The sequence below is a fragment of the Streptococcus oricebi genome (assembly GCF_017883985.1).
Classification (GTDB): Bacteria; Bacillota; Bacilli; order Lactobacillales; family Streptococcaceae; genus Streptococcus; species Streptococcus oricebi.
The window spans coordinates 42,316-58,054 of the sequence record NZ_PRDG01000007.1; the positions used below are offsets into that span (position 1 = coordinate 42,316).

Below are 15,739 nucleotides of genomic sequence, written 5' to 3' on the forward strand. Positions count from 1 at the left end.
TGTTATGATACAATGGTGGCAAATTCTTTTGCTGACGCTGTATTCAGCGTATCAAATCTTGGACGAGTTGACAATCGTGTCGTCAGCTGGTTCTCCTGTTTTTGCAGGATTTATCACTGGTCTAGTGATGGGAAATATGACCACTGGTCTCTTGATTGGGGGGAGTCTCCAACTGGTGGTGCTAGGTGTTGGGACCTTCGGTGGGGCCTCTCGGATTGACGCGACTTCAGGAGCGGTCCTTGCGACAGCCTTCTCGATTGCGACAGGGATTGACCCTGAGTTGGCTATTTCAGCCATTGCCGTACCGGTAGCTGCCCTTCTGGTCTATACAGACGTTTTGGGTCGTTTTTCAACTACCTACTTTGCCCACAGGATTGATAAGCATGTGGAAAACTTCAATTACAAGGGCATTGAGCGCAACTACCTACTAGGAGCTCTTCCTTGGGCCCTTTCTCGGGCTCTGCCAGTCTTTCTGGCTCTGGCCCTTGGTGGTCCAGCTGTCCAAGCCTTTGCGGACTGGATTAAGAATAATGCCCAATGGTTGGCTGACGGTCTCATCTTGGCCGGTAAGATGCTGCCAGGTGTCGGTTTTGCTATCTTGCTTCGCTATCTGCCAGTCAAAAAAAACTTGGCTTACCTGGGTCTAGGCTTTGCGATTACAGCTATGTTAACCACCTTGTACGGCTATGTGACTACTTTGGGCAATGGCGTGACTGCCCTTTACGGTATCCCTCTGGTCAAGGACTTGGTCGATAAGGAAAAATTAGCAGCCTTTGCGGGCTCCTTTAACGGCCTCCCAATGATTGGGATTGCAGTGATTGGCTTTGCACTAGCTGCTATTAGTTATAAGAATGCCATCAGCCGTCCAGTAGCTGCGGCGGCAGCACCTTCAGAAAGTGGGGAGATTGAAGATGACGAACTCTAAGTATAAATTAAGCAAGGAAGACTTTAAACAAATCAATCGCCGGAGTTTATTTACCTTCCAGTGGGGTTGGAACTATGAGCGCATGCAGGGGTCGAGCTATCTCTATATGATTTTGCCCCAGTTACGCAAGATGTATGGAGACGGAACTCCTGAACTCAAGGAAATGATGAAGACCCATACCCAATTCTTTAATACTTCAAACTTTTTCCATACGATTATTGCTGGGATTGACCTAGCCCTTGAGGAAAATGAAGGGGTGGCCTCTAAGGAGGCTGTAACCGGACTGAAAACTGGTCTGATGGGACCTTTCGCAGCCATTGGAGATGCCATTTTTGGGGCCACTATTCCTGCCATTATGGGAGGTCTAGCAGCTGGTCTGGCTAAGGAAGGTAGCTTTGTCGGTATCCTCTTGTGGGTGGCAGTCGCTATGGGAATCAATGTCTTTCGTTGGAAACAGCTGGAATTTGCCTATAAGGAAGGTAGCAACCTTGTAACCACCATGCAGGACAAATTATCAGCTCTGACAGATGCAGCAACGGTTCTGGGAACCTTTATGGTGGGAGCCTTGATTGCGACCATGATTAACTTTAAGTTCACCCTGGAACAAAACTTTGGCGGAGTCAACTTTAACCTGCAATCCACTCTGGACTCTGTCTTTCCTCGGATTCTCCCAGCCCTTTTTGCAGCCTTTATTTTCTGGCTCTTGGGTAAGAAGGGAATGAACTCCACTAAGGCTATCTTCTTGGTTATTGCCATTGCCATTGGGGTATCCTTCCTGGGTCATCTCCTCAAGACACCAATTCTAGGCGTTTAGGAGAGTCCTTATGATGACCAAACAGTTGATTTTAGTCAGCCATGGACGCTTTTGTGAGGAGCTGAAAAAAAGTACGGAGATGATTATGGGTCCCCAAGACAGCATTCATCCCGTAGCCCTCTTGCCGGAGGACGGTCCAGAGGACTTTGAGAAAAAATTCCTGGCAACCATTGAGAACCTAGATAATTACCTAGTTTTTGCCGATCTTCTGGGAGGGACTCCCTGTAATGTGGTTAGTCGCTTGATTATGGAAGGGCGGGATATTGAGCTCTATGCTGGCATGAACATGCCCATGATTATTGAGTTTATCAATTCCTCTCTGGTCGGTGTCGAGGCCGACTATCAGGAAAAAGCCGCAGAAAATATCGTCAAAGTCAATGACCTCCTAGCAGGCCTCTTGGTTGACGATGATGACTAGGATTTGGTAGGAAAGTAGGTTTTCTAGCCTTGCAGGTTAGCAAGCCAGCTCGCAAGGCCCAGCCAGGCCTTGATTAGCCAGTGCCAAATCCTTTAGATGGAGAAAGAGAAGGAGACTTATGCTTGATTATTCTCAGCAAGACCTAGAGGCCCTAGGAGCTGACATTACGACAAGAGAAATCTACCAGCAACCGCAGGTCTGGCAGCAAGCCTTTGCCAATTACCAGAAAAAAAAGGAGCAGATAGAGCAGTTTTTAGTAGCCATTAGCAGTCAGGCTCGCCCTGTTCGGGTTATTTTTACCGGGGCAGGCACTTCTGCCTATGTGGGAGATACCTTGCTACCTCATTTAAGAGAGGTCAGTCAGGACCAGCCCTGGGACTTCTATTCGGTGGCAACGACCGATATTTTAGCCCGCCCCCTGACCTATCTGAAAAGAGAAATCACAACCATTTTGGTTTCCTTTGCCCGCAGCGGTAATTCACCAGAGAGTGTGGCCTGTGTGGATCTGGCTAAGCAGTTGGTCGATAATCTCTACCAAATTACAATTACCTGTGCAGAGCAAGGCCAGTTGGCCTTGCAGGCTAGGGGAGACGAGCGCAATCTGCTCTTATTGCAACCAGCCGCTTCTAACGACGCCGGCTTTGCCATGACTAGCAGTTTTAGCTCCATGCTCCTGACGGCCCTCTTGGTCTTTGATCCGGCTGATTTATCTGTAAAAACAGATAAATTCACAGGCCTCCTTAAGCTGACGACAGCGGTTTTCGATGGGCTTGATCAGCTTGCAAGTCTGCTCCAAAAGGACTTTAAGCGGGTCATCTATCTGGGAGCGGGTCCCTTCTTTGGCCTGGCCCATGAAGCCCAGCTCAAGGTTCTGGAGTTGACTGCCGGTCAGATTGCGACCATGTATGAGAGTCCTCTAGGCTTTCGGCATGGTCCCAAGTCCCTGGTTGATAGCGATAGCCTAGTTATCGTCTTTGGTTCTAGCAATCCCTATACCAAGCTCTATGATTTGGATTTGGTGCGCGAGCTAGCTGGAGACGGCATTGCCCGCGGTCTGGTCCTTGCGACCCAGACCAAGGAAGACTTGGAACAGGTTGACCAGCTAGTGCTAGGAGGTCAGCCGACAGATGACATCTACCTAGCCTTTCCTTATCTGGTCTACGCCCAGCTCTTGGCCCTTTTGACCGCCATCAAGCTAGGAAATAGACCAGATACCCCTTCACCGACGGGGACTGTCAATCGGGTCGTTCAAGGAGTCCTTGTCCACCCCTTTGAGCCCTAGCTAGAGCTTGCTTGATTCACCCTACAAGCCAAGCAAGTTACCTAGTGCTAAAGCCTCAAGGATGAAAAAATCAGAAGGAGCAGAGATGAAAGCCTACCAAAAAAAGATTTTTGGTCACTTGGATGGTCAGGAAGTTTTCAGCTATCATTTTGAAAATGACCTGGGCTATCGCCTAGCGGTGATGGACTACGGAGCAACCATTTTGGAATACAGTAGTCCAGATAGACAAGGACAGATAGGAAATATTGTCCTGGCCTTTGATAGATTTGAAGAGTATATAGACAATAGCCCCAAGTTTGGGGCCAGTATTGGTCCAGTAGCAGGACGAATCGCTGGGGCCTCCTTTGAGTTAAATGGCCAAACCTACCAGCTAGAAGCCAATAATGGCAGCAATACCAACCATAGCGGAAAAAGCGGTTGGGATCAGACCCTCTTCAAACTAGAAGAAATAGACCAGCAAGGCCTGACCTTCTACACCGAACGCCCCTCTCAAACGGGGGGCTTTCCAGGTAGGTTGAAAGTCTGGATTTCCTACTATTTGACTGAAATCGGCGAGTTAGAAATTTCCTACCAAGTACAGACAGACCAAGATACCTTGGTCAATCCGACCAATCACAGCTATTTTAATCTAGCAGCTGATGCCGGACAAAGCATTGACTCGACCGTCTTTCAGTTAAATACGCTAGGGATTTATCCACTTTCTGACATCTCTATTCCAGAGAAAAACTATGATGCCAGCTGGTCCCTGCTAGAGGAAGTAAAGCAGGGCCAGCCCTTGGCAGATATTTTTGCCCATTCCGATCCGCAAATTCGCTTGGTCAATGGCTTAGACCATCCCTTTGCTTTGGAAATGGGTGCTGAACAGGCAGGTAGCCTCTATGACCCAGGATCGGGTCGCTACCTGATTTTCAAGACCGACCGGCCGACTGTTGTAGTCTACACAGCCAATAGTTACGACCAGCAGACCTATCTAGCAGGCCAGCCGGCACGCATTCATAATGGCCTAGCCCTTGAAACGCAGGCCCTACCTGACGCTATTCATGGCCCCTTAAGCCAGCAGGTCATTCTCAGAGCGGGTCAAGAATTTACCAGCAGAACCCTTTACTATGCTAGCGTCAAGGACTAGGCCTATCTATTTTGATAAATTGAATGACTTTAACTCATTCATTTATAAGCCCGACGGCAGTTCCTCCTTTCTGCCGTCTTTTTATTTGGGGGAGATAAATAGCCTAAAAATGAAAATTAAATTTTTTAGTAAAAAATCAAGACATTAGAAGTCTGACTTGTCTAATTTTATGCTATAATGGAAGAAGGTTTCAGCTCTTTTAATTTCTGCGACCAGCAGTAAAAATTGAAAGGGTACGGACAGAAAGACCCGGCTTGATTAGGATAAAGATAAGTGTAGGAAAGGGACAAGCAATTGTAAGATTTACAATTAAAAGAGGGTAAAGGGAGAAGGAAATTGGAGAAACAAAACCGTTTAGCAAAATCTTTGTCAAATGTGCAGACAGATATGCTGGGCTACACCACAACCAAGGGGCGCCTAGCAGCAGGAGGCTTGACCGCTCATAAGCAAATTTTCTTGGATAGCGAGCAGGCCCTAACCATTGCCAAGGGCTTGAGTGAAATATCAACTGCTGGTCGAGACACTATGAAGACCGACAAGCAAGCGGCCATTGGGGAGGCAGAAGCCCTCCTAGCTAGCACAAGAGAAGTTCCCTGGGGCTTTGCACTCAGTCCTGATGAACTAGAAGCAGTCTATCAAGAGGCAGGAGTCGATCATTCGTCAATTGTCAGTCCGATTGAAGCTTATTTTCAACAAAAAATCGATAAATCTGGTGACTTGGCCCAGACCTTCACTGATTTGGAATCACAAATCAAAGAGGGAATTGACCAACAGCTAGAAGCCGATCAGGAGTTAGCAAGGGAGTTTAGGGAATGGAAAAATTTGACTTAGTTCAGTCAGAAATTTTGAAAAAGAAATTAGCCCTAGAAAAGTTAGAAGATCAGTACCATTCAGACAAAAAAAACCTGGAAGACCAATACAATGAGCTAGATGTCAGGCAACGCGACCTCAGACGGATGATTGAGAGCAAGTATGATATTGCCCTCCACCAGCTCAAACATTTGGATATGGATACAGATGCAGAATTTAGCTTATTAAATAGGGAAATTACGACTTATCTAGAAGTGACAGAAACCACCTTTATGGACTACTGTCAAAAACTAGATAAAAGGGATGAAGAGTTGGAACAGCAGTTTAAGGCAGACCACGGGCGCCTCAGTCAGGCTCTAGAGGCCGACTACAAGCTGCGACAAAAACTCGAAGATGAAAAAGGTTAAGAGGGAGGTCAATCATGTCATTGCATGAAGATATCGGTGATTTCCTCTCAGGGGCGGTGGATACTTACACCAAGATTGAAAAGGACTTGGAACGCTCCCTGATTCAGCAGGTTTTCGCCCCAGTAAAGTTAAGGCAGGCTAGTCATATAGCCAGTAATTTAGAAGAAAAAATCACGAAAACAGCCACATCGACCAAGGGCAGCCTTGTGACCGTATCTAGCCAGCTAGATACAGCCATTCGCGGTACCTGGTCAACAAAAATCCAAGAAACCATCGAAAAGAAAAGCTCGGCTTATGATGAAATCTAAGAAAGATCCTAATCAGTCCCATTTGATTAGGCTTTTTTCTTTGTTTATGTATTGGAAAAGGGCAGAGCGATTAGTTGGCTTTTGACTGTTTAGCCGCTTTTGCGTGTGCTCTAGATTTCTCTTTAGCGATTTTGACTAACTACAAGTGGAACCAACTAGGACAGCTCTACCAGTACTTTACAGACAGCTATGCTCACTTGTCTTTGCAGGAATTAAAAAGGACCTTAGACAGCAATATCCAAGAACTGTATCAGATGATTGACAATATGAGCGAGGAGGAACTCTTTCAACCCCACATGCGGAGATGGGCGGATGGCGCAACCAAAACCGCCGTCTAGACAGTCTATAAATTCATCCATATCAACACCGTTGCCCCCTTTGGCACCTTCCGAACCAAAATCAGAAAATGGAAGAAGATAGAGGGAATTGACTGTTGAAAACATTTACTATTTTCAAGCGCTCAGAGCATGTTTGAATATAAAAAAGAAATAATAAGTGGTATAATGATTAGAGATGAACTTAAAAAGAGGAGAATGTTTCGGTGAGTAGAAGAGTTAAAACAGAACATAATGAATTAACAAGAGTTCAGCTTCCTGCAGCTGTTCATCTGACTCGATTAGGCTACAACTATATTAAGAAAAGCGATATTAAAGCCGAGATTGATGATGAAACGAATATTCTTATCGCTCGATTTAAGGCTGCATTTTTATCGCTCAATCCAAGTTTTAGTGAAGAGGATTTTGAAAATATTTTAAAAAATATTAAAGTTGAGCTAGGACAGGAAGATCTTGGCCGAAGTTTTTTTGAGCGACTTCAAGGAAAAAAAGGCTACCAACTGATTGATTGGCAAAATTTTGAAAATAATTCTTTTGAGTTTGGGGTTGAAGTTCCTTGTATCAATGGTAATGAAGAATTTCGCCCAGATATCACTATTTTTATAAATGGGCTCCCTCTATCATTCATTGAAGTGAAGCAACCAGAAGTTATTCGAGACGGAAAAACGGGTATTCAATCTGAATTTAGGCGTATGGAAGAACGCTTCCAAAATCGGAAATTTAGAAAATTTATCAACATTACTCAACTGATTACATTTTCTGATAATCATGAATATGATGATACCCGAGGAGCACAGTATCAAGGCTCTTATTATTCTTCAACGGGTATAAAAAAGACAAAGTACAATGCTTTTCGAGAAGAAGATTTTGCATCTTGTGACGTAGCAGTTTCTCCTTTAGACCCTGAAAAAGAATTTGAAATTCTTGCAGATCATAATCGTCATAGTTATAAGAATAAAGCTGAATTTAAATTGAATTGTGAATCGAATACACCTACAAATCGTTTCCTTACATCAATGTATAAACTAGATCGACTATGTTTCTTTCTAAGATATGGCATTGTTTATGTGACCGAGACGGATGAAAATGCGACTGTCCAACTTCAAAAACATGTCATGAGATACCCACAGTATTTTGCTACTCAGGCTATCAAAAAGATGATAGCAAATGGTGGTAAGAAGGGGGTTATTTGGCATACGCAGGGTTCAGGGAAGACAGCGCTAACTTATTTTAATAATGCTGTTCTTAAGGACTACTTCGCTCAAGAAAAAATTGTGACACGTTTCTTTTTCATTGTAGATAGACTCGACCTAGCGACACAAGCGAAGGATGAATTTGTAAAACGCGGCCTAACGGTAAAACTAATCAATCGAAGATCAGAATTAAATAAACCTTTTGATGAAAATATTGCAGTTGTTAATATTCAAAAATTTGATTCGGAAACTGATTTTACTGACCGTTCTGGGTATGATGTCAATATTCAAAATATCTATTTTATTGATGAGGCTCACCGCTCATACAATATAAAGGGCTCCTTCCTTCCGAATCTCTACCAAGCAGATCCAAATGCAATCAAAATTGCACTTACTGGTACTCCTATTATTGCCTATAAAAAGGGCAAAGATGGGGAAAAGCAGGATAGACAAACTACCAGAGACATCTTTGGAGATTATATCCATAAGTATTACTACAATCAATCAATTGCGGATGGTTATACGTTGAGATTGATTCGAGAAGAAGTCACCACCGAATACAGTAAATTCCTTCAAGAAGCACTGCATAGTTTAGAAAAAGAAGTAAAGCAAGGAACCCTAAATAAAAAAATGATGTTCTCTCATCCTAACTATGTAGCCAAAATGCTTGATTATATTGTCAAGGATTTTGAAGAATCCCGCATTGCCTATGCTGACGATTCTATTGGTGCCATGGTTGTGGCAGATTCTTCTAATCAGGCACGAGAATTATTTAAACAGTTTAAGAAAAACTATCCAAACCTAAATGGTTCACTTATATTAAGCAATGAAGATGACAAAGAGACTCGGAAAGAGGCAGTAAAATCATATAAAAACGGACATGTCGATATTCTCTTTGTTTATAATATGCTGCTTACTGGATTTGATGCACCACGATTAAAGAAATTATATCTTGCTCGTCAAGTAAAAGCACACAACCTTTTGCAAACCCTCACTCGTGTGAATCGCCCTTACAAGGGTTTTAGAGTGGGCTATGTTGTTGATTTTGCCAATATCACCCAAGAATTTGATAAGACCAACCAAGCCTACTTTGAAGAATTGAGCAAGGAGTATAGTGTCAGTGTCGGTAAAGATGAAGCAGAGAATGCCTTTGGCTCTATCTTTATTTCAAATGAAGAAATTGAACAACGATTATCAGAAGCTCAGTCTATCATTGAAGTTTACACAACCGATAACCTTGAATACTTTGCTCAAGAAGTTTCTGAGATAACTGACCGGAAAACCTTAATTGAACTACGAAAAGCCCTACAATCGATTAAAGAATACTATAATGTAGCTAGACTATTAGAGCACAAAGATATACTCGCAAAGATTGATATTAGTCGCATAACTCAATTACAATCTATAGTAGAAATGCGCCTTCAAACCCTAAGTCTATTGGCAAAGGCAGATGATGTTTCCGCTGAGCAGGTTCTCAATTTAGCCATGAGTCAAACGGAATTTTTATTTAAAAAAGGCGACACGGAAGAATTAGAATTAGCTTCCAATTCCCTTGCTGATATGATTAGAAAAGCAGCAACGGAGTTAAATCGTAATTTTGACCACAGTGACCCTAAATGGCTATCTATTTATGAGGAGTTCCAACGTATTTTGCACAAGCAAAACATCACAGAGGCGAGTGTATCAAACTTAAATAAGGTCTCTAAAGAAGTGGAAGAAATTTGGTCAAAAGCCAAAGAACACAACAGAAAAGATAACTTGCTGCTCCATAAATTTGTTGACGATGAAAAGTATGCTAGAGTCTACAAACGTGAGACAAACTCTCAAAGTCCTCTAGCAGATAGAGAAATTTTACAGATTTTGCAGCGTATGAAACCTTCTATTGATTTAAAAGTTTTCCAAAATGAAGGCTTGCTCCAAAATGAAGAGTACTTCCTCAAAGAAGTTATCAAAATCGCTAGAGAGTCCATGAAAGAAATGGATTGTAAGCTAACGGTAGATGTTATAAAAAATCTTTCAGACCGATTGAAAGATGAATATATAGGAGAATTACAAAACTAATGACAACAGATTATAAAACAACTGTCATGTCCATGGTAGATAGTATTAAATCAATCTCTACCCATGCAGGACTGGGAGGTGAAGCGGGGGAATATAACCTTGTCACTCAAGCTTTTCTTTATAAATTTTTGAATGATAAATTTTTATACGAAGCTAAGAAAATCAATCCTAAATACGACGCCAAGACCTTGGCGAATTTGCCTAATGATGATTATACGTTTTTGCTGATGGATATGGGAAATAGTGCGGCTACGTTAAGACCAAACCAACTTATCCAATCGCTTTTTGAAAGACAAAATGAGAAGGACTTCTACGAGACATTTGATAAAACGTTGAATGATATCTCGATTACAAATAATGAGATTTACTCTGTCCATACGGCAGGGAATACCTTTATTCGCCTTTTTTCCGAGCACTTGATAGCGGATATTGTCAGTGACCCTGCTCAGCGTAATGATGTAGCCCGAAAACTCATTTCAAAATTGGCTGAGGCCAAGTTTGACGATCATGTTTTTAATCAAGGTTTTGACTTTTTCTCAACTATCTTTGAGTATATGATTAAAGACTACAATAAAGATGGCGGTGGAAAGTACGCTGAGTACTACACACCTCATTCGGTAGCTAAAATTATCGCCCGTATCTTAGTTGGTAGGGATCAGCCGCAGAATGTGAAAATCTACGACCCATCTGCTGGGTCGGGAACCTTGTTAATGAATCTAGGCAGTCAGATTGGGCATGACAAGGTGACGGTCTACAGCCAAGATATATCACAAAAATCATCAAACCTTCTGCGTCTCAATTTAATCCTGAATAACTTGAGCCACTCCATTCATAACATTGTCCAAGGAAATACAATTACCAATAACCGTCATCCTGAAAAGATGGACTATATCGTATCTAACCCACCATTTAAGCTGAACTTTTCCGATTGGCGGGACAGCGTTGATACTCCTGAAAATAAGCAACGTTTCTTTGCGGGAATTCCCAAAAAGCCTGCAAAGTCGAAAGACAAGATGGCTATCTATCAGCTCTTTCTCCAGCATATCATTTATTCTTTAAACGATACTGGTAAAGCGGCAGTAGTGGTACCGACAGGCTTTATCACAGCTCAATCAGGGATTGATAAGAAAATCCGCCAGCACTTGGTTGACAATCAAATGTTGGCAGGTGTGGTCTCTATGCCATCTAATATCTTCGCGACGACTGGAACCAATGTTTCTATCCTCTTTATTGACAAGGAGAACAAGGAAGATGTGGTTCTGATTGATGCCTCAAGTCTTGGTAAGAAGGTCAAAGAAGGAAATAACCAGAAAACTGTTCTAACGGATGAAGAAGAGGAGCAAATCATTACCACCTTTGTCTCTAAGGAAAAAGTGGATGATTTTTCCGTACTTGTGAGCTATGAGGAGATTGAAAAGAAAAACTACAGTCTTTCAGCTGGCCAATATTTTGAAATAAAGATTGACTATGTGGATATTAGTGCAGAAGAGTTTGCAGCCAAAATGGACGGTTATCAAGAGACCCTAGCCCAGCTCTTCCAAGAATCACATGCACTGGAAGAGGAAATCATGGAACAGTTGAAAGGGTTGAAGTATGAGTAGGGTTCAACTTAAAGATTTGTGTTTTGAAAATGGAGTTGGTAAATATGGAATCCCTGCTTCTGCAGAAGAATTTTCAGAAGATAAAGTTAGATATTTAAGGATATCGGATATTGATGATTACGGGAATATCTTAGATTTTGATAAAAAATCCGTTTCATCCGAAAATATTGAAAAATATCTTTTAAAGGAGGGAGATATTGTATTTGCCCGAACTGGAAACTCTACTGGTAGGACATATTACCATGAAGAGAAAAATGGTAAAATGGCTTATGCAGGCTTCTTGATAAAATTTAGTTTAGACCCTAAAAGAGTTAATCCAAAATACCTAAAATATTATACATTAGGAAAAGAGTATAGAGCTTGGGTTGAGAATCTATCAAATGGAAGTACAAGAGGGAATATCAATGCTAAAACATTTTCTGAATGTCCAATATTGTTACCTGACAGAGAACAGCAAGATGTTGTAGTTGCTGTATTGTCTAAACTAGAAGAAAAAATCCAAACCAACAACAAAATCAACTCCCAACTGGAGTCCATGGCCAAAACGCTCTACGATTATTGGTTTGTGCAGTTTGATTTTCCTGATGAGCATGGCAAGCCCTATAAATCCTCTGGTGGCAAGATGGTTTATAACGAGGAACTAAAAAGAGAAATCCCCCAAGGATGGGGAGTGGAGAAGCTCTCTGATATTAGCAGTTTTAAAAACGGCATTAACTATGAAAAAGGATCATCTGGAGATTCAAAAACAAAAATTGTGAATGTGCGTAATGTGTCCTCGTCAACTATCTTTATTGATGCTGACGAATTAGATTCTGTTAAGTTGTCTGACAATCAGGTCAATAATTATTTAGTTGATGAATCTATGATTTTAATAACACGTAGTGGTGTTCCTGGTGCAACTAGGATGGTTACAAACATTAGAGGAAAGGTCATCTATTCAGGCTTTATTATTGGGGTAACACTGAGCGAAAAGTTTTTATTGGATTATGTATTTTTCTACTTAAAAGATTTAGAATTATTGATGAGCAATAGTTCGTCTGGAACTATTATGAAAAATATTTCCCAAGCTACTTTGTCACAAATGGTTATTGTTATTCCAAATAAAGAAATAGTTAAAAGTTTTTCTCGGATAATGGATACTTACTTTGAAGGAATTCGAAATATTCAAAAGCAAAATGAATCTCTCATCAACCTCCGCGACTGGCTTCTGCCCCTGCTTATGAATGGACAGGTTAAATTGAGAAGTGAGTCGGAAGTTCGGGAAGAATTATAAAATGCACTTCTAAAAATTGAGTGCGTTTTAAATTTATCGTCCTTTTAACAGCCGCAGAAGCTTTAGTTGTGGTATAATAATTGGGCAATGCTTACCTGAAAGCAAGTTTTTTGCTGGAATGGAGGTGTTTGTTAATGAATTCCATCTTTGAGCTCTTACTTGCTGTTGTGGCAAATGTTTTAGCAGGTCTTGTCCTCTATTACCTCTGCAAATGGCTGGACGGCAAGGACAAGTAGTATTGTCAGCCTAAAAACACCCGTTAATCTTTCATAGAACGTAAAAAAGCCCTTAACTATTGCAGTAGTTAAGGGCTTTGGTGTTCTAATGAACCCCATCTTTATGACCTCATTATACTCCATTTATTTTTTTTTGTCAAAGAGGGGACATACTGAAAAATAACCGCCCAGAAATCAAGGTTTCTGGGCGATTATTATATAAAAAAACAGCCTAGGACTGTTTTTCTAATTTCCCTCGCTTTAACCTTTAAAGCTCAGGCTATCATTATCCACTGGGTAATGATATTATTTCACCTCAGTAAACACAACATGTTTACGCAATTTTGGTGAGTATTTCTTCAGTTGAAGACGGTCTGGAGTGTTACGTTTGTTTTTAGAAGTTAGGTACAAGCGTTCACCAGATTCTTTGTGTTCAAGTGTAATATTTACGCGCATGGTCTCTCCCTTCCTTATTCAGCTGCCTTAGCTTTAGCAATCTTACGTCCCTTGTAGTATCCTTTGAGGGATACGCGGTGAGAACGTGAGTAGTCTCCAGTAGTTTCGTCAAAAGTTACAGTTGGAGCTGTAATTTTGTAGTGGGTACGACGTTTGTTTTTCTTCGCTTTTGATGTGCGACGTGCAGGTACTGCCATTTATTTTTTCCTCCATAAAGTCTCGGGCCTGGCCCAAATTTAGTTAATGTTATGCTTTGATTTTCATCAACTTTAATATGATAACACAAAAGGCTTGTAAAGTAAAGTTACTTGACAGATTTTTTTGCCGAATTTCTAAATTTTTGCGGGACTTGTGGTCCCAAGAGCTAGGACTATCTGGGCGCGGACTGATAAATGACTAGTAGTATTGAAAAGAGTTTGGAAATACCTAAAAAATTGCAAAGCCCTTTAGGCTTAGCTGGTCTTATAAGGGCTGCTTCACTAGATTTTTGAAGGTAGAAAAAGCTGAAGGACTTGAGCTCAAGCAATCCAACTTTCCTAGTTTCTGAAGCAACTTGCTCTCTATCGGGCTAGAATAATCTGACAATTTAATCCAGAATATTCTAAAAATTTATTTTTGCCTAGTGAAAGCTCTAGGGAATTGTGATATAATAAGTCTAGACAAGAATTCTACGACTATGAAAGAGGAAAAATCATGACTGATTTAAAAGACAAGCGTCATCGGTCCAGTATCTATGACAGCATGGTTAAGTCACCTAACCGAGCCATGTTGCGGGCGACCGGAATGACCGATAAGGACTTTGAATCTCCTATTGTTGGGGTTATTTCGACTTGGGCCGAAAACACTCCCTGTAATATCCACCTTCACGATTTGGGTAAGCTAGCCAAGCAAGGAATCCAGTCTGAGGGGGCCTGGCCTGTTCAATTCGGTACCATTACCGTCGCTGACGGGATTGCCATGGGAACACCGGGGATGCGTTTTTCCCTGACCTCACGTGACATCATTGCCGATTCGATTGAGGCTGCCATGGGCGGGCATAATGTTGATGCCTTTGTGGCCATCGGTGGCTGTGATAAGAATATGCCTGGTTCCATGATTGCCATTGCCAATATGGATATTCCTGCGGTCTTTGCCTATGGGGGAACGATTGCACCAGGAAATCTGGACGGAAAAGATATTGACCTGGTTTCCGTCTTTGAGGGTATCGGGAAATGGAACCACGGCGATATGACTGCTGAGGAAGTGCGGCGGATTGAGTGTAATGCCTGCCCTGGCCCTGGTGGTTGTGGTGGTATGTACACTGCCAACACCATGGCGACAGCGATCGAGGTTCTGGGTCTGAGTCTACCGGGTTCTTCTTCCCACCCAGCCGAGTCCAAGGACAAGCAAGAGGATATCGAAGCAGCTGGTCGGGCGGTTGTTAATATGCTCAGAATGGGTCTGAAGCCTTCGGACATCTTGACCAGAGAAGCCTTTGAAGATGCCATTACCGTCACTATGGCCCTAGGGGGCTCAACCAATGCCACCCTCCACCTCTTGGCCATTGCCCACGCAGCTAATGTGGAGCTGACTCTGGATGACTTTAATACCATTCAAGAGCGGGTTCCTCACTTGGCCGACCTGAAACCATCTGGTCAATACGTTTTCCAAGATCTCTATGAGGTCGGAGGGGTTCCTGCGGTTATGAAATATCTCTTGGCCAATGGCTTCCTGCATGGGGACCGGATTACCTGTACAGGTAAGACCATGGCTGAAAACTTGGCAGAATTTGCCGATTTGACACCAGGTCAAAAGGTCATCATGCCGCTTGAAAATCCAAAACGGGCAGACGGTCCCCTCATCATCCTTAAGGGAAATCTGGCTCCAGACGGAGCGGTTGCCAAGGTATCAGGGGTTAAGGTCCGCAACCATACGGGACCTGCCAAGGTCTTTAACTCCGAGCAAGATGCGATTGATGCCGTTCTGGCCGATGAGATTGTCGACGGTGATGTAGTTGTGGTACGCTTTGTAGGACCTAAGGGTGGTCCAGGGATGCCGGAAATGCTGTCTCTTTCATCAATCATTGTCGGTAAGGGACAGGGGGATAAGGTTGCCCTCCTGACAGACGGTCGTTTCTCTGGAGGAACCTATGGTCTGGTTGTCGGACATATCGCGCCCGAGGCCCAAGTAGGTGGTCCGATTGCCTACCTCCATACAGGAGATATGGTCACCGTTGACCAGGATACTAGAGAGATTACCATGCATGTTTCTGATGCGGAAATCGAAAAACGTCGAGCAGAAACCGAGCTCCCTCCACTCCATAGTCGAGGAGTTCTCGGTAAATACGCCCATATCGTATCTTCCGCTGCCAAGGGTGCGGTAACCGACTTCTGGAAGCCGGAGGAAACGGGTAAAAAATAGGCCAGACAAGACCTAAAAAAGCTAAAGCTTTCTTTGAATTGATAGATTGTAAAATAAAGTGCAACAAAAAATCCCCATAGACTCCTCTAATCGTGTAAACTGTAAGTAACCACAC

14 protein-coding genes and 1 pseudogene are annotated in these 15,739 nt (G+C 42.5%); 13 read left to right on the forward strand and 2 right to left on the reverse strand.

Going from position 1 to position 15,739, the window contains the following annotated elements:
* Positions 1–4: 4 nt before the first annotated feature.
* The 12 genes and pseudogenes from C4K46_RS10270 to C4K46_RS10325 all read left to right on the forward strand — a co-directional run bounded on the left by C4K46_RS10270 (position 5) and on the right by C4K46_RS10325 (position 12,553).
* Complete coding sequence (locus tag C4K46_RS10270; RefSeq protein WP_209629162.1) at positions 5–925, forward strand: PTS mannose/fructose/sorbose/N-acetylgalactosamine transporter subunit IIC; 921 nt, start codon at positions 5–7, stop codon at positions 923–925.
* Positions 912–1,739: a PTS system mannose/fructose/sorbose family transporter subunit IID gene (locus C4K46_RS10275; RefSeq protein ID WP_209629164.1), complete on the forward strand. Its 828-nt coding sequence runs from the start codon at positions 912–914 to the stop codon at positions 1,737–1,739. Before C4K46_RS10270 ends, C4K46_RS10275 begins: the two co-directional genes overlap by 14 nt.
* Before the next feature lie 13 nt (positions 1,740–1,752).
* Entirely contained in the window at positions 1,753–2,157 is a 405-nt protein-coding gene (locus C4K46_RS10280) for a PTS sugar transporter subunit IIA (protein ID WP_209629179.1), read from the forward strand.
* Positions 2,158–2,275: 118 nt separating this feature from the next.
* The gene (locus tag C4K46_RS10285; RefSeq protein WP_209629166.1) at positions 2,276–3,439 is read left to right on the forward strand and encodes an SIS domain-containing protein; all 1,164 of its coding nucleotides are present in this window, start codon (positions 2,276–2,278) and stop codon (positions 3,437–3,439) included.
* Between the two features lie 85 nt (positions 3,440–3,524).
* The gene (locus tag C4K46_RS10290; RefSeq protein ID WP_209629168.1) at positions 3,525–4,565 is read left to right on the forward strand and encodes an aldose epimerase family protein; all 1,041 of its coding nucleotides are present in this window, start codon (positions 3,525–3,527) and stop codon (positions 4,563–4,565) included.
* Positions 4,566–4,901: 336 nt separating this feature from the next.
* On the forward strand, positions 4,902–5,396 hold the full coding sequence (locus tag C4K46_RS10295) for a hypothetical protein (protein WP_209629170.1): 495 nt from the start codon (positions 4,902–4,904) through the stop codon (positions 5,394–5,396).
* The gene (locus C4K46_RS10300; RefSeq protein WP_209629171.1) at positions 5,378–5,782 is read left to right on the forward strand and encodes a hypothetical protein; all 405 of its coding nucleotides are present in this window, start codon (positions 5,378–5,380) and stop codon (positions 5,780–5,782) included. The genes C4K46_RS10295 and C4K46_RS10300 overlap by 19 nt, the downstream gene beginning before the upstream one ends.
* A gap of 14 nt (positions 5,783–5,796) precedes the next feature.
* Positions 5,797–6,090 (forward strand): hypothetical protein, encoded by a 294-nt coding sequence (locus tag C4K46_RS10305; RefSeq protein WP_209629172.1) that lies wholly within the window; start codon positions 5,797–5,799, stop codon positions 6,088–6,090.
* Between the two features lie 140 nt (positions 6,091–6,230).
* Positions 6,231–6,527: pseudogene (locus C4K46_RS10310) on the forward strand (ClbS/DfsB family four-helix bundle protein); the annotation flags it as partial.
* Positions 6,528–6,631: 104 nt separating this feature from the next.
* Positions 6,632–9,679 carry a type I restriction endonuclease gene (locus C4K46_RS10315; protein ID WP_209629173.1) on the forward strand — a complete coding sequence of 1,016 codons (3,048 nt, stop codon included), beginning with the start codon at positions 6,632–6,634 and terminating at the stop codon, positions 9,677–9,679.
* Entirely contained in the window at positions 9,679–11,280 is a 1,602-nt protein-coding gene (locus C4K46_RS10320) for an HsdM family class I SAM-dependent methyltransferase (protein WP_209629174.1), read from the forward strand. Before C4K46_RS10315 ends, C4K46_RS10320 begins: the two co-directional genes overlap by 1 nt.
* Positions 11,273–12,553, forward strand: a complete 1,281-nt coding sequence (locus C4K46_RS10325; protein WP_209629175.1) for a restriction endonuclease subunit S — start codon at positions 11,273–11,275, stop codon at positions 12,551–12,553. Before C4K46_RS10320 ends, C4K46_RS10325 begins: the two co-directional genes overlap by 8 nt.
* 521 nt (positions 12,554–13,074) lie before the next feature.
* Here C4K46_RS10325 and rpmG read toward each other — a convergent pair.
* Positions 13,075–13,224 carry a 50S ribosomal protein L33 gene (rpmG, locus tag C4K46_RS10330; protein WP_001265622.1) on the reverse strand — a complete coding sequence of 50 codons (150 nt, stop codon included), beginning with the start codon at positions 13,222–13,224 and terminating at the stop codon, positions 13,075–13,077.
* Positions 13,225–13,238: 14 nt separating this feature from the next.
* A complete protein-coding gene (gene rpmF, locus C4K46_RS10335; protein ID WP_209629176.1) occupies positions 13,239–13,421 on the reverse strand; it encodes a 50S ribosomal protein L32 in 183 nt (60 codons plus the stop codon).
* Positions 13,422–13,917: 496 nt separating this feature from the next.
* On the opposite strand from rpmF, the gene ilvD reads away from it, so the two are divergent.
* Positions 13,918–15,624 (forward strand): dihydroxy-acid dehydratase, encoded by a 1,707-nt coding sequence (gene ilvD, locus C4K46_RS10340; RefSeq protein ID WP_209629177.1) that lies wholly within the window; start codon positions 13,918–13,920, stop codon positions 15,622–15,624.
* Positions 15,625–15,739: the final 115 nt, after the last annotated feature.